Raw genomic sequence first — 15,230 nt, 5'->3', positions numbered from 1 at the left:
CTCAGGCTCCTTTCTGCGCGAGTTTCAGGGCGCGCTTGAGGTCGTCGATCAGATCGTCCGGGTCTTCCAGGCCGACCGACAGGCGCATCGTGCCTTCGGCGATCCCCGATGCGGCCAGCTGGTCGGCGGGCACCCGGAAGTGCGTGGTCGAGGCTGGGTGGATCACCAGCGATTTCACATCCCCCACGTTTGCCAAATGCGAGAACACCTGCAGGCCGTCGGCGAAACGGCGGCCGGCGGCGCGGTCGCCCTTCAGGTTGAAGGTGAACACGGCGCCGCAGCCCTTCGGCAGCAGCTTGCTAGCCAGCAGATGGTCCGGGTGCGAGGGCAGCTCAGGGTAGGATACCGAATCGACCGCCGGATGGGACAGCAGAAAATCGACCACGCGGCGGGTATTGGCGACGTGGCGGTCCATGCGCAGGCCGAGGGTCTCGACGCCCTGCAGGATGGCGAAGGCGTTGTGCGGGCTCATCGCCGCGCCGAAGTCGCGCAAGCCTTCGCGGCGGGCGCGCAGGGCGAACGGGGCGACCGTGGACTCTTCCGCGAAGACCATGCCGTGGAAGCCCTCGTAGGGTTCGCACAGCTCCGGGAAGCGGCCGGATGCGCGGTGGGCGGCGTCCCAGTCGAAGCTGCCGCCGTCCACCAGCAGGCCGCCGATGGCGGTGCCGTGCCCGCACAGGAACTTGGTGGCGGAGTGGAACAGGAGGTCGGCCCCGAGCTCGAACGGACGCTGCAGCCAGGGCGTGGTGAAGGTGGCGTCGACCATCAGCGGCAGGTGGTGCTCGTGCGCGAGCGCGGCGATGGACGGGATGTCGAGCACGTCCAGGCCCGGATTGCCGAGGGTTTCGCCGAACAGGAGCTTCGTGTTCGGCCGGATCGCGGCGCGCCAGGCATCGAGGTCGCGCGGGTTCACGAAGCTTGTCTCGATGCCGAAGCGGCGCAGCGTGTAGTGCAGCAGGTTATGGGAGCCGCCGTAGAGCGCACTGGAGGCGACGATGTGCGATCCGGCGCCTGCGATGGTGGCCAGGCCGAGGTGCATCGCGGCCTGGCCGCTGGCGGTGGCGATGCCGGCCACGCCGCCTTCGAGCGCGGCGATGCGCTCTTCCAGCACCGCGTTGGTCGGGTTCGAGATGCGCGAGTACACGTGGCCGGCGCGCTCCATGTTGAACAGGGCGGCCGCATGGCTTGAATCGCGGAAGGCGAACGAGGACGTGAAGTGGATCGGGGTGGCGCGCGCGCCGGTGGCCGGGTCGGGCGCGCTGCCCGCGTGCAGGGCCAGGGTGTCGAAGCCGGGGTAGTGGGGACCGCTCATCTGCTTATCTCATCCGTGAAACGCGATGGCCGGCATCGTAGCACTGATTTATGTTCCCGCAAGCTCCGGCGGGCCTTGAAACGGTGCAACGCTGGATTTTTTGGCGGGCATCGGCTACAGTCAGAGTTATGCGTTATACAAATATTGCTGCAATCACAAACCAACCGGACGGGGTGGCCACCATGAAAGTCTCCGAGATCCTGCAGGTGAAAGGCGAAATCCTCTATACCGTCACGCCGGACATGCCGCTCGTACAGGCTGCCGCGACGATGGCGGAAAGGGACATCGGCTCGCTGGTCGTCATGGAGTACGGCGACCTGGTCGGCATGCTGACCTTCCGCGAAGTGATCAAGGAACTGCACGCGCAGGGCGGGGCCCTCGGCAACGGCACCGTGCGCAAGGTGATGGACGACAGCCCGATCACCGTCACCCCGGACACCGAAGTCAACGAAGTGCGCCGCATCATGCTGGAAAAGCACGCGCGCTACCTGCCGGTGATGAATGCCCGCACCTTGCTGGGCGTGATCTCGTTCTACGACGTGGCCAAGGCCGTGCTCGAGGCGCAGAGCTTCGAGAACCGCATGCTGAAGGCGTATATCCGCGACTGGCCGGCCGAGCAGGCCGCCGAGGATTGATGTCGTAGGGTGGGCGGGTCTCCCGCCCACGCGGCGATGGTTATCGGCGAGATCATCCGGTACGAGAGCGGAGCCGCTCGCGATCACCGCGTGGGCGGACAAGCCGCCCACCCTACGGCTCTCAGGCTGCTTCGATCAGCGCCTGATTCCTTAGCCACTCCAGCAGCGCCTCCGGCGACAGCGGCCGCGAGAACAGGAAGCCCTGCGCCAGCGGGCAGCCCAGCGTGCGCAGGATATGCGCCTGGCGTTCGTCCTCGACCCCTTCCGCGATGATCGACAGGCCCAGGTTGCGGCCCAGCTGGATCACCATTTCCGCAATGCTGCTGCCGCGCGCCGAGCCGGTGATTTCGGTAACGAAGGTGCGGTCGATCTTGAGGCGGTCGACCTGCAGGCGCTGCAGGTGCGACAGCGACGAGAAGCCGGTGCCGAAGTCGTCGATCGCGATCGACACGCCGGTGCGCTTCACCTGGGCCAGCTTCTCGACCAGCAGCGCCGGCTCTTCCATCGCCATCGATTCGGTGATTTCGAGTTCCACGTACTCGGGCGGGGCCCCGGTGTCGTCCAGCGCGCGGCGCAGCATATCGACGAAATGCGGGTGGCGGAACTGCACCTGCGACACGTTCACCGACATCGTGAATGTCCCGTGGCCGGCCGCGCGCAGGCGCACCAGTTCGGCCAGGGCCTGGCGCAGCACCCATTCGCCGATGTCGACGATCAGGCCCGAGTACTCGGCGATCGGAATGAAGCGGTCCGGTCCGATCAGGCGGCCGTCCTCGGTGCGCCAGCGCAGCAGCGCCTCGGCCCCGAAGGCGCGGTTGCTGGCGAGGTCCACCTGCGGCTGGTAGGCCAGGAACAGTTCGCCGCGCTGGAAGCCGCTGCGCAAGGCGTGCATCATGCGCACGCGCTCGCGGATCTCGACGCCCATGCTGCGCGAAAAATAGAAGTGGCCGGCGCGCTGCTGCGACTTGGCGCGCTTGAGGGCGATGTCGGCGTCCTTGAGCGCGTCCGCGCCGCTGCCGTCGTGCTCGACCAGGCGCACCAGCCCGAGCGTGCACGATACCTGCACGTCCTGGCCGTCGATATGGAAGGGCTCGCGGAACAGCGCCTGGATCGCGGCCGGGTGCACCGCGCCGGCGTCGCCCAGCACGCAGAAGATGTCGCTGCCGATGCGCGCCACGTCCAGGTGCCGGCCATTGCCGTCCATGAGGCGGGACGCGAGGCGCCGGCCTACCGCCGCCAGCAGCAGGTCGCCGAAATGGTGGCCGAGCGCGTCGTTGGTCTCGGCGAAGTGGTCCAGGTCGACCAGGGCCAGCACGTCGGCGCCGCGCTGCGGCGAGGCCAGGCGGGCATCGATCAGCTCGACCAGGCGGGTGCGGTTCGGCAGGCCGGTCAGCTGGTCGCGGAAGGCGGCCTGGTTCAGGTGCGTCACCAGTTCCACGTTATCCAGGCCCACGGCCACGACGCTGGCGAACACGTCGAGCAGGCGGCGCTCGATCTCGCCGACCTTGCGTGCGAAGGGAATGCAGGCGGCGAAGTCGCGCCCGGCCTTGCCGGGGAAATGCAGGGACAGCCAGCCGGCGTGATCGTGACTGGCGCGCTCGCGCAGGGTGCGCGCCACTTCCCCGGCCAGCACCGGCTGCTTGAGGGGGCTCAGTTCGGCGCCCTCGAGCGGGGCCAGCTCGCCCGCCGCCGCGACCACGTGCAGCACGTCGGGCCGGCCCTGGCCGCTCTCGCGTACGCACAGCACGCCGCCCGGTGCCTGGCCGAGCAGGGTAGCGGCCTGGCGCAACACGCCCTGGGCCACGTCGCGCACCCCATGCAGGGTCATCAGCTGGGCGCCGGCCGAGAGGATGTGTTCGAGGCCGGCACGGCTGGCGTCGAGCGCGCGCAGCTGCTGGTAAGAGCGCACCGCGGCGGCCACCGCCGTGTACAGCTTGGTGCGGGTGAGTTCCGACTTGGTGCGGTAATCGTTGATGTCGTAGCCGCGGATGGCGTCGAGCTCGGGCGCATAACCCGGCTGGCCGGTGCGCAGGATGATGCGGACCTCGATCATGCCCAGCTCCTCGCGGATCTGGCGCACCAGCTGCAGGCCGGCGTCGGGGCGCTCCATCACCACGTCGAGCAGCACCACGGCGATGTCGGGTTCGCGCTCGAGCAGGCTGCGCGCTTCGAGCGCCGAATAGGCATGCAGGAATTCCAGCGGGCGGCCCTGCATCTCGACGTTCTTCAGCGCGAAGGTAGTGGTCGAATGCACGTCGGCGTCGTCGTCCACGACCAGGATGCGCCATGGGGCGGCCTGCAGCCGGGGCGCGGGCGCCGCGGTCTCGTCGACGAACACCAGGTCGTCGCGGTCGTCGTTCGCTTCCGTCAGGTGGCCTGGGGGCGTTGTCGGAACAGGCATGCGCTACATCTCCAGTATTGCTGGGCTTTTGATGCAATCAGTATATATCCAATTGCTAATGGGTAAGCCGCAAAACGGGATGGTTCGACAAATATGTATCCGTGTGGCAACTATCTAGTCCGGAAGCGCAAGATTGCGCTCCCTTCGCCTTGACGACAGGGCTGGTAGAATGGCAAATCCACAATCAAGCAGGCTACCCCATGTCCGGTAATTCTTTCGGCAAGCTGTTCTCCGTAACCACGTTTGGCGAGTCGCACGGTCCGGCCATCGGCTGCGTGATCGACGGCTGTCCTCCCGGCATGGCCTTGTCCGAAGCCGACATCCAGCCCGAACTCGACCGCCGCAAGCCGGGCACCTCGCGCCACGTGACGCAGCGCCAGGAAGCGGACCGGGTGCAGATCCTGTCGGGCGTGTACCAGGGCGTCACGACCGGCACGCCGATCGCGCTGCTGATCCCCAACGAAGACCAGCGCAGCAAGGACTACGGTAACATCGTCGAGACCTTCCGGCCGGGCCATGCCGACTACACCTACTGGCACAAATACGGTGTGCGCGACCCGCGCGGCGGCGGCCGCTCGTCGGCGCGCCTGACGGCGCCGGTGGTCGGCGCCGGTGCGGTGGCCAAAAAATGGCTGCGCGAGCAGTACGGCACCGAGTTCTTCGGCTGCATGCGCCAGCTGGGCGACATCGCCGTGCCCTTCGAATCCTTCGAGCACGTGCATGCCAACCCCTTCTTTGCCGCGACTGCCGACAGCGCGCTCCTGGCGCGCATGGAAGCGGCGATGGACGAGCTGCGCCGCGCCGGCGATTCGATCGGCGCGCGCATCGACGTGGTGGCGCGCGGCGTGCCGGTCGGCTGGGGCCAGCCGATCTATGACAAGCTCGATGCCGACATTGCCTACGCCATGATGGGCATCAACGCGGTCAAGGGCGTGGAAATCGGTGCGGGCTTCGCGTCGGTGGCGCAGAAGGGCTCCGAGCACGGCGACGAGCTGACCCCGGAGGGCTTCGTGGGGAACAATGCGGGCGGGGTGCTGGGCGGGATCTCGACCGGGCAGGACATCACGGTGTCGATCGCCATCAAGCCGACCTCGTCGATCCGTACGCCGCGCCGCTCGATCGACAAGGACGGCAAGCAGGTCGTGGTCGAGACCTTCGGCCGCCACGACCCCTGCGTAGGCATCCGCGCGACGCCGATCGCCGAAGCGATGCTGGCGCTGGTGCTGATCGATCACGCGCTGATGCACCGGGCGCAGTGCGGGGATGTGAGGGTGGGGACGCCAAAGCTGGGGTGAGGCTGCCGGGCTGTTGGCTCGGCCGGGATCCAATTCGGTCGCTTGGTGACGGCGCCTCGCGGATGCCGTCGCGGCGCCGCAGCAAACTTGGGCCCCGGCCTGCGCCGGGGCGACGGTTCATGCGCCGGTAGTGCTGATTCGGGTTGCGATCGGCAAGGACGCCCTCACACCCGCGTCGCCACCGCCTCCACCTGGTGCCGCCTCTCCACCGTCCGCACCACGAGCCCGCGCAGGTCGTTCAGCAGCGAGAACTCGGTCTGGCTCAGCACCACCGACGGGAAGCTGTCGTCCCATTCGCCGTAGATGAAGCCGGCCGGCTGCCCGTGCGCGCACAGGGGGATCACGACGAAGCATCTGGCCTGGCCCAGCACTTCTTTCCACCAGCCGGGCAGCTTGGCGGAGAACTTGGCGTCGCGTGCATTCTCGACGAAGATCACGCGGTCGCTGCCCAGCGCGGCATGGAATACGTTCGGCTCGTAGCCGTCGTCGAACACCAGGGCCGGCATCAGGGCCTTGCTGCCGTCGCCCAGCCCCAGGCGGGCGGCGTACCTGCCCTCGCGGCGGTTGCGCAGGAAGGCGAAGGACCGGGTGAAGGACAGGCCCTTGTGCATGGTCTCGAGCGCCATCGACATCATCTGGCCGGGGGTGGCCGCCACGCCGGCGTCGCGCATGTCGGCCACGCCGCTCATCAGGACCTTGTTGCCGGCCATGCGCTTGCGGGTCGCGGCGGCCAGCTTGGCGCGCTTCTCGGCGGGCTTGGCCAGCGGGGCGATGGTGAGATCCGAGGCGGCCGTCTCGCGCGCCTTGTCGATCGCGCCGAGGATGCCGGTCGGCTCCACGCCCAGCATCGGCGCGAAGCTCTCCGCCAGCGCGGCCACGCGGGTGGCGGCGCTTTCGTCGTCGTGCCACAGGGCCTCCGCGGCCTGGGTCGACATGGTGCCCAGTGCGGCCAGCCAGTCGTCGTGGCCAAAGCCTTCGCCGCGCTCGCTCGGCTCGACCCGGCGCATGCCGGCGATCAGGTTGCGCGGCAGGCCCCATTGCTCGGCGGTGGCGCGGCCGATGTCTTCCAGCGACAGCCCGAGGATGGAGTCGGCCGCATGCTCCTCGCTGCCGGAGCCCCCGGTCTCGCGCAGCTGGACCCAGCGTTCCGGCATGTAGAAGGTGACCATCATGCGTCCGAGGGAGTGCAGGATCGCGCACACCACGGCTTCTTCCGGGTCGCGCGCCACGGCGCTGGCCGCCACCTGCTGGGCCACCATCCCGGCCAGCACCGCCTTTTCCATTTCGATGTGGGCGGTCTCGGTGTCCGGCGTGGACTTGGCCAGTTCCTCGATCAGCTTCAGCCCGAGCGCCAGGTGGCCGATCGCCTCGGTGCCCAGCACCAGCACGGCTTTCGACACGGTATTGATGCGCTGGCCGAAGGCCGAGTACATGCCGCTGTTGGCCAGGCGCAGCACCTTCTGGGTCAGGACCGGATCCGACAGCACCGTCTGCGTCATCGAGAACTCGCGCTCGTCCTCGCCGCGCATCGAGGCGAGGATCGCGTTGATGGCCCTGGTGAAGCCCGGCATGTCGCCCTGCTTGCGGATGCGTTCCCACAGCAGGGAGAGGGTGGCGTCGGCTCTGGGCGAGCGCGGGGTGGGGGGGGGTGTGGTCATGGTGTGGCCGCACGGACGTCGTGCGGGAGTAATTCTGTATAAAGATTTTCTTTCAGGGCCGCGAGCGCCACGTGGGCCGGCATCGGCTTGCCGGTCAGGTAGCCCTGCACGTAGTGGCAGCCCAGGTTGTCGAGCCAGGCCAGCTGCGCCTCGGTCTCGACCCCTTCGGCCACCACCGACAGCGAGAGGTGCTTGGCCAGGTCGAGCACCGCGTTGCAGATCGCCGCATCCTTCTCTGCGCCCGGCAGGTCTTTCACGAAGGCACGGTCGACCTTCAGCACCGAGATCGGGAAGCGCTTCAGGTAGGCCAGGCTCGAGTAGCCGGTGCCGAAGTCGTCGATCGCGATGCGCGCGCCGCGCTCGGCCATCTTGGCCAGCACCGCCTCGGCATGCGCCGGGTCGACCATCAGCGTGCCTTCGGTGATCTCGAGCACCAGCTTGCTCCCTGCGGTCCCGGACAGCGCCAGCGCATCGTCCAGCACCGTCAGGAACTTGTCGCTCCTGAACTGCCGCGGGCTGATGTTGACCGAGATGTACAGCTCGCGCCCGGCCACTTCCTCGAACTGGCGGATCTGCATGCAGGCCGCCTTCAGCGCCCAGGCGCCGAGCAGGTTGATCAGGCCGTTGGTCTCGGCGATCGGGATGAAGCGCACCGGCGGCACCATGCCGAGCGTCGGGTGCTTCCAGCGCATCAGGGTCTCGAAGCCCTCGATGGTGCGGCTCCTGGCGTCGACGATCGGCTGGTAGTAGAGCTGGAACTCTCCTTCTCGGACCGCATTGAACATCGCGGCCTCGAGCGAGATGTCGTGCTCGGGCGGGCCCTGGTCGGACGGGCTGTAGGTGACGGTGCGGGCCCGGCCGGTTTCCTTGGCGCGCGACATGGCGGTGTCGGCCAGCGTCACCAGCCGCACTTCGTCCTCGCCGTGCTCGGGATAGACCGACACGCCGATCGAGCCGGCCAGGTAGATCGTATGGCCGTCGATCTCGAAGGGCGACTGCAGGGCGGCCATCAGGCGCCCGGTGACCAGCTTGATCTGCGCTTCGTTGTTTGAGCCCGGCAGCACCGCCACGAATTCGTCGCCGCCGACCCGGGCCAGGGTGTCGCTGTCGCGCAGGGTGCGGCGCAGGCGCCCGGCGGCCATGCGCAGCACCGAATCGCCCACGCCATGGCCAAGGCCGTCATTGACTTTCTTGAAGCCGTCCAGGCCAATGGTGGCGATGGCGAAGCCCTGGCCCGAGCGGCGCGCATTCGCGATCACCATGCGGATCCGGTCCGACAGCAGCACCCGGTTCGGCAGTTCGGTGAGCGAATCGTGGGTCGCCATGTGGCGCAGGCGCTCCTCGGTGGCGTGTTGGGCCGACATGTCGCGGCCGATGACGAGCAGCGAGGCGTCGTCCCCTGTCGCGATGCTGGCAATGCGCAGGTCGAACCAGATGTCGCGCTCGCCGCAGCGGAAGCGCGCCTCGACCTGGGACGGTTCGCGCCGTGCGCCGGTGGCCAGCAGGGCGGTGCGCAGCGCCTCCTGGTCGACGTCATGGACCAGTGCGATCACCGAGCGCCCGCCGATCTCCACGCCGGCGAGCGTCAGCGCGCGGCGGCTGGCGGCGCGTATCTGCCCGCCCGGGGTGACGCGGAACACGATGTCGCCGGCCGCTTCGAGCAGACTGTCGAGCAGTGCCGGGATTCCCTGGCGTGGCCCGAGGATGGCGGCGGTGGAACTGGTGTGCATTCTTGGTTGTCTGCCTTCTTGTTGCGGGCACGCTGACCGGCGCGTGTGAATCATGCAAGCCTATCGAACCAGACTCGACTCTAGCATCGAAAGATTCCTACAAGCATTAGAAATCACAAGCGCAGCCTTCGTTTCCCCAATCCTTGCGCTGGCGCAGCGGCTTGCATTGATTCGGCCGTTGGGTTAGCGTCGTGTTGCCCGGACCAGGGTGGTCGACGCCCATTGTCGCCGATTCTTTCCGCTTAGCAAATATTGTATGGTCATCGGAGCCTGGAATGATGCTGGATTGCAACATACGCGATGGGAGACCCGCACGATGAACCGGTTCGACACCCATGAAGTGCTGAACCAGGCGCCTCCGTTCGCGGATGTGAACCTGTTTCGCTGCGATGCGGCATTGTGCGAGGCGCTCGAACGCGAGGGTGGCGGATGGGCGCGCGACAGCCTCGACCACCTGGGCGCCGAGCTCGGGCGCGCGGAAGTGCTCGACCTGGCGCGCCTTGCCAACGTCAACGGCCCGCGCCTGGTGAGCTTCGACCGCAGCGGCCGGCGGGTCGACGAGATCGAGTTCCACCCGGCCTGGCACCGGCTGATGGAGATGCTGGTCCATGCCGGCGCACATTGCGCCCCCTGGCGCGATCCGCGGCCCGGCGCCCAGGTGGCGCGCGCGGCCCAGTACCTGCTGTTCGGCCAGGTGGAGAACGGCGTGCAGTGTCCCGTGACCATGAGCTTCGCCGCGGTGCCGGTGCTGCGCCGCGCGCCTGCCTGGGCCGCCGCATGGCTGCCCAAGCTGCTGTCGACCGAATACGACCCGCGCCCGCTGCCGGTGGCGCAGAAGCGCGGCGTGCTGGTGGGCATGGGCATGACGGAGAAGCAGGGCGGCAGCGACGTGCGCGCCAACACGACGCGCGCCGAGCCGTTCCCGGCGGGCGAGCTGCCGCCGGGCGCGGACAGCGAGGCATGGCGCATCGTCGGGCACAAATGGTTCTTTTCGGCGCCGCAGTCGGACGCCCACCTGGTCCTGGCCCAGACCGACGGGGGCGGCAGCGGCGGGCCGAGCTGCTTCTTCGTGCCGCGTTACCTGGGCGACGGCAGCCGCAACGCGATCCGGGTGCAGCGCGTGAAGGACAAGCTGGGCAACCGCTCGAACGCTTCGTGCGAAGTCGAGTTCCAGGGCGCGCTCGGCTGGATGGTTGGCGCCCCGGGGCGCGGCATCCCGACCATCCTCGAAATGGGCGGCTATACCCGCCTCGACTGTGTGCTCGGCAGCGCCGCCATCATGCGCGCGGCCCTGTGCCATGCGCTGCACCACGCGCGCGGACGCAGCGCCTTTGGCCGGCTGCTCGGCGAACAGCCCTTGATGCAGAACGTGCTGGCCGACCTGGCCATCGAATCCGAGGCCGCCACCGCGTTCGCCCTGCGCCTGGCGCGCTGCTTCGACGAGGGCGGGGACCTGCAACAGGCGCTGCTGGGGCGCATCCTGACGCCGGCCGGCAAGTACTGGATCTGCAAGCGCGGCCCGGCCTTCGGCGCCGAAGCCATGGAGGTCATGGGCGGCAACGGCTATGTCGAAGATGGCCCGCTGGCCCGCCTGTACCGTGAATTCCCCGTCAATTCGATCTGGGAGGGCTCGGGCAACGTGATGTGCCTCGACGTGCTGCGCGCGCTCGGCAAGTCGCTGCCGGACGCGCGCGCGGTGCTTGCCGCGGAACTGGAACCGGCCGCCGCGCTCGACCCGCGTTTCGCCGCATATGCCGCTCGCCTGCTGGACGAGCTGCCAGCGCTGGCCCTGGACGAGGGTGGAGCGCGGCGCCTGGCCGAGCGCCTGGTGCTGGCGGTGCAGGGGGCGCTGCTGCTGCGCCATGCGCCGGCCTTCGTGGCCGATGCCTTCGTGGCTTCGCGCATTGCGGTCGAGCCGGGCGGTGCTTTCGGCCGCTTGCCCGCGGCGAGCGACTGCGCGCGGATCCTCGAGCGGGCGCTCGCGGCCTGAACTATCCCTGCGCACGCTTGGCGCTTATCGAGATGCGCAGAAAAAAGGGACAAATGAACGCGCGGCTGGGATAATGCCGCTCGATGCTTCACACCAACGCACGTTTGATACCGACCATGAAACAAGATCCGCGCTTTCCCAATCTCTTTATCCTGAATCATCCGCTCATCCAGCACAAGCTGTCGCATATGCGCGAGCACGACACCTCGACGCGCACCTTCCGCGAGCTGCTGCGGGAAATCACGCTCTTGATGGGGTACGAGATCACACGCGACCTGCCGCTGACCACCCGCACCGTGCAGACGCCCCTGATGACGATCGAAGCGCCGGTCATCGCCGGCAAGAAGCTGGCGATCGTGCCGATCCTGCGCGCCGGCATCGGCATGAGCGACGGGCTGCTGGAACTGGTGCCGTCGGCCCGCGTCGGCCACATCGGCGTGTTCCGCGACCCGGACACCCATGAGCCGGTCGAATACCTGGTGCGTCTGCCGGATACCAGCGAGCGCACCTTCATCCTGTGCGACCCGATGGTCGCGACCGGCAACTCGGCCGTGCACGCCGTCGACGTGCTGAAGAAGCGCGGCGTGCCGAGCGAGCACATCCTGTTCCTGGCCCTGGTGGCCGCACCCGAGGGCATCGAGGTATTCCAGAAGGCGCACCCGGACGTGAAAGTCTATGTCGCCTCGCTCGACTCGCACCTGAACCAGGATGCCTATATCGTCCCGGGCCTGGGCGATGCGGGCGACCGCATCTTCGGCACCAAGTAGGCCCCATGCTGTCCGGCTAGCCGTATTCGGCCCGGTCGATAATGCATGAGCGCAATAAAGCATTCTCGAATCCTTTGATGCCGCGCAAATTTACGTCCACTCGATGGCCTATATTTTCCTTGGTGCCGAATCAAAAAACAGCCTCCATAAAAGTTGAACCTAGGAATTTTTATGGGAAATGTTGTGAACGTGGGCTTTTTTATTTTGCGAAGTACGTGTTCCACCGTTTTTATTCGGTATAATGCGGGATCGTTGGGTTGTAGGTAGTAGTGCAGTTAGTCTGTCATTCCTTTCTTGCTTCTTCAAACGATCTTAAACGGGCGCAAGCCCACTTAACTGAAATAGGAAATTGTAATGGCAACTGGCATCGTTAAATGGTTCAATGACTCGAAGGGTTTCGGCTTCATCACTCCTGATGAAGGCGGCGAAGATCTGTTCGCACACTTCTCGGCAATCCAGAGCAACGGCTTCAAATCGCTGCAAGAGAACCAGCGCGTCTCGTTCGACGTGACCACCGGCCCTAAGGGCAAGCAGGCCGCGAACATTCAGCCGCTGTAATCGCTCTCCAGCGATGGCAAAAAATCCCCGGATTGCCGGGGATTTTTTTTGTCCATGAGTTTGCCGCGATCACTCCAGCATGGGGAGGAGAGGCCACGCGGCCGTCAAATTCGCCAATATTCCGGCTGGGAATAGCTTCGCCGTAGAAAATCGACGAAAGCGCGTATCCGCAAGGGCAGATGCTGGCGCTGCGCAAAGACAGCATGAATATCGTTGCCGGGCGCGGCGTACTCGTCCAGTACCGTGCACAGTTCTCCCGCCGCGATCTGCGCGCCCACTTCCCACATCGAGCGCCAGGCCAGGCCCTTGCCGGCCAACGCCCAGGCGTGCAGCACGGCGCCATCATTGCATTCCATGTTTCCGCCCACCTTCAAGGTGACCGGTTTGCCCTTGTCGAGGAAAGTCCAGCCGCGCTGACTCCCTTCGCTGCTGATCGCCAGGCAGTTGTGCCGGGCCAGGTCGGCCAGGCTGCGCGGCCTGCCGTGCCGCTTCAGGTAGGCCGGTGTGCCGACCACCACGCGGTGGTTGTCCGCCAGCTTGGCGCCGACCAGGTTCGAATCGCTCAGGCTGGCGATGCGGATCGCCACGTCCACGCCTTCGCCGACGACGTCGACCAGGCGGTCGGTCAGGTTCAGGTTCACCGTCACTTCGCGGTGCTCGGCAAGGAAGGAGGGCAGCAGCGGCGCCACGTGCTGGCGGCCGAAGCCGGCCGGCGCCGACACGAACAGGTGGCCGGTGGCGCGCGCGCTGCGCTCGGCGGCCGCCGACTCGGCTTCCTCGAGCTCGGTCAGGATGCGCTGGCAATCCTCGAGGAAGGCAGCGCCCTCGTCGGTGAGCACGAGGCGGCGCGTGGTTCTTTGCAGCAACTTGACGCCGAGCCTGGCCTCGAGCGCATCGAGGCGCCGGCCGATCATGGCCGGCGCGATGCCCTCGGCGCGCGCCGCCGCCGACAGGCTGCCGCGCGCCACTACTTCCACAAAGGTCGATATCTGCCTGAACTTGTCCACGCGCCGGTCCCCATCGATTTGATACAAAAACGCACAGATGTAGTGAGAAATTGTATCGTTTAGCTATCTGGAAGTGAATATACTTGATGCTTAGACAAAACGCCACGGCGCGCAGTCGGCGCCGGGCGGCACCGGTTTCTCATCTACAGGAGCAAGCGCAATGACGATCGCCACCCCCGAAGGCATGCAGATCACGGCCGAGATCAAGCCTGGTTACGAACAGATCCTGACACCCGATGCGCTCGCGCTGGTTGCCCAGCTCACCCGCGCCTTCGAGCCGCGCCGCCAGGAACTGCTGGCCGCCCGCGCCGAGCGCGCACGCCGCCTGGACGCGGGCGAGCGTCCGGACTTCCTGCCCGAGACGGCGCATATCCGCGAGGGCGACTGGAAGATCGCCCCGATTCCGCAGGCGCTGCAGTGCCGCCGCGTCGAGATCACCGGGCCGGTCGAGCGCAAGATGGTCATCAATGCGCTGAACTCGGGCGCCGACAGCTACATGACCGACTTCGAGGATTCGAATACCCCGAACTGGGACAACCAGATCACGGGCCAGCTGAACATGGTCGATGCCGTACGCCGCACGATTTCGCTCGAGCAGAACGGCAAGACCTACCGGCTCAACGACAAGGTGGCGACCCTGGTCGTGCGCCCGCGCGGCTGGCACCTCGACGAGAAGCACGTGCTGGTCGACGGCAAGCGCGTCGCGGGCGGCATCTTCGATTTCGCGCTGTTCATGTTCCACAACGCCAGGGAACAACTGGCCAGGGGCGCGGGGCCGTACTTCTACCTGCCGAAGATGGAATCGCACCTGGAAGCGCGGCTGTGGAACGACATCTTCGTGATGACCCAGGAAGCGCTCGGCCTGCCGCGCGGCACGATCCGGGCGACCGTGCTGATCGAGACCATCCTGGCCGCCTTCGAGATGGACGAGATCCTGTACGAACTGCGCGAACACAGCGCCGGCCTGAACGCGGGCCGCTGGGACTACATCTTCTCGTGCATCAAGAAGTTCAAGCTGGACAAGGACTTCTGCCTGGCCGACCGCGCCAAGGTGACGATGACGGCGCCCTTCATGCGCGCCTATGCGCTGTTGCTGCTCAAGACCTGCCACCGGCGCGGCGCGCCGGCGATCGGCGGCATGTCGGCCTTGATCCCGATCAAGAACGACCCGGCGAAGAACGAGATCGCGATGGGGGGCGTGCGTAAGGACAAGGCACGCGATGCGCTTGATGGCTACGACGGCGGCTGGGTGGCGCACCCGGGGCTGGTGGACCTGGCGATGACGGAATTCGTGAACGTGCTGGGCGACCGCCCCAACCAGATCGACAAGGTGCGTCCAGACGTTGACGTGACGGCGGCCGAACTGCTCGACTTCAAGCCGGAGACGCCGATCACGGAAGAAGGCCTGCGCTACAACATCAACGTCGGCATCCACTACCTGGGCGCCTGGCTGGCCGGCAACGGCTGTGTTCCGATCCACAACCTGATGGAAGACGCGGCCACGGCCGAGATCAGCCGCTCGCAGGTGTGGCAATGGATCCGTACGCCGAAGGGCGTGCTGGAGGATGGGCGCAAGGTGACGCAGGAGATGGTGCGTGCGATGATCCCGGAAGAGCTGGCCAAGGTGAAGGCGGTGGCGCCCAACGGAGACAGCCCGAGCTATGCGCGCGCGGCCGAGATCTTCGAGCAGATGTCGACCTCGGATACCTTCGCCGAGTTCCTCACGCTGCCGCTGTACGAAGAAATATAAAGCATTACCGGACGATATTCGTAGGGTGGGCGGGTCTTCCGCCCACGCGTTCAAGGAACAGGACAGAGCAGCGGTGCGTCTACACAAGCGTGATGTGAACGCGTGGGCGGCCAAGCCGCCCACCCTA

11 protein-coding genes are annotated in these 15,230 nt (G+C 66.8%); 6 read left to right on the top strand and 5 right to left on the bottom strand.

Translation table 11 applies throughout. The features are described from left to right. Position 1 precedes the first annotated feature (1 nt). Entirely contained in the window at positions 2-1,312 is a 1,311-nt protein-coding gene (locus AC56KL_RS10545) for an O-acetylhomoserine aminocarboxypropyltransferase (protein ID WP_497180101.1), read from the bottom strand. Positions 1,313-1,494: 182 nt separating this feature from the next. On the opposite strand from AC56KL_RS10545, the gene AC56KL_RS10540 reads away from it, so the two are divergent. After that, positions 1,495-1,947 (top strand): CBS domain-containing protein, encoded by a 453-nt coding sequence (locus AC56KL_RS10540; RefSeq protein ID WP_409724873.1) that lies wholly within the window; start codon positions 1,495-1,497, stop codon positions 1,945-1,947. 121 nt (positions 1,948-2,068) lie between these two features. Here AC56KL_RS10540 and AC56KL_RS10535 read toward each other — a convergent pair whose 3' ends face one another. Then, positions 2,069-4,348, bottom strand: a complete 2,280-nt coding sequence (locus tag AC56KL_RS10535) for a GGDEF/EAL domain-containing response regulator (RefSeq protein WP_497180100.1) — start codon at positions 4,346-4,348, stop codon at positions 2,069-2,071. 200 nt (positions 4,349-4,548) lie between these two features. Here AC56KL_RS10535 and aroC point away from each other — a divergent pair, with 200 nt between their 5' ends. Continuing rightward, the gene (gene aroC / locus AC56KL_RS10530) at positions 4,549-5,643 is read left to right on the top strand and encodes a chorismate synthase (RefSeq protein ID WP_497180099.1); all 1,095 of its coding nucleotides are present in this window, start codon (positions 4,549-4,551) and stop codon (positions 5,641-5,643) included. 164 nt (positions 5,644-5,807) lie between these two features. Here aroC and AC56KL_RS10525 read toward each other — a convergent pair whose 3' ends face one another. Further along, positions 5,808-7,301, bottom strand: a complete 1,494-nt coding sequence (locus AC56KL_RS10525) for an HDOD domain-containing protein (RefSeq protein ID WP_497180098.1) — start codon at positions 7,299-7,301, stop codon at positions 5,808-5,810. Continuing rightward, positions 7,298-9,031, bottom strand: a complete 1,734-nt coding sequence (locus tag AC56KL_RS10520) for a putative bifunctional diguanylate cyclase/phosphodiesterase (protein ID WP_497180097.1) — start codon at positions 9,029-9,031, stop codon at positions 7,298-7,300. Before AC56KL_RS10520 ends, AC56KL_RS10525 begins: the two co-directional genes overlap by 4 nt. Positions 9,032-9,347: 316 nt before the next feature. Between AC56KL_RS10520 and AC56KL_RS10515 the strand changes: the two genes are divergently transcribed. The 3 genes from AC56KL_RS10515 (at position 9,348) to AC56KL_RS10505 (ending at position 12,346) form a co-directional block, all read left to right on the top strand. Continuing rightward, positions 9,348-11,021, top strand: coding sequence for an isovaleryl-CoA dehydrogenase (locus tag AC56KL_RS10515; RefSeq protein WP_497180096.1), 1,674 nt, complete (start codon positions 9,348-9,350; stop codon positions 11,019-11,021). Positions 11,022-11,137: 116 nt separating this feature from the next. Beyond that, positions 11,138-11,788: a uracil phosphoribosyltransferase gene (upp, locus tag AC56KL_RS10510; protein WP_497180095.1), complete on the top strand. Its 651-nt coding sequence runs from the start codon at positions 11,138-11,140 to the stop codon at positions 11,786-11,788. Between the two features lie 354 nt (positions 11,789-12,142). Continuing rightward, complete coding sequence (locus tag AC56KL_RS10505) at positions 12,143-12,346, top strand: cold-shock protein (RefSeq protein ID WP_027867533.1); 204 nt, start codon at positions 12,143-12,145, stop codon at positions 12,344-12,346. 104 nt (positions 12,347-12,450) lie between these two features. Here the strand turns inward: AC56KL_RS10505 and AC56KL_RS10500 are convergent, their stop codons facing one another. Beyond that, a complete protein-coding gene (locus AC56KL_RS10500) occupies positions 12,451-13,353 on the bottom strand; it encodes a LysR family transcriptional regulator (RefSeq protein WP_497180094.1) in 903 nt (300 codons plus the stop codon). A gap of 160 nt (positions 13,354-13,513) precedes the next feature. Between AC56KL_RS10500 and aceB the strand changes: the two genes are divergently transcribed. Then, on the top strand, positions 13,514-15,103 hold the full coding sequence (gene aceB, locus AC56KL_RS10495; RefSeq protein WP_497180093.1) for a malate synthase A: 1,590 nt from the start codon (positions 13,514-13,516) through the stop codon (positions 15,101-15,103). The last annotated feature ends 127 nt before the right edge of the window (positions 15,104-15,230 follow it).

Source organism: Telluria sp. ZB4P34 (assembly GCF_059686055.1).
This window is presented reverse-complemented; position numbering and strand designations above follow the sequence as displayed.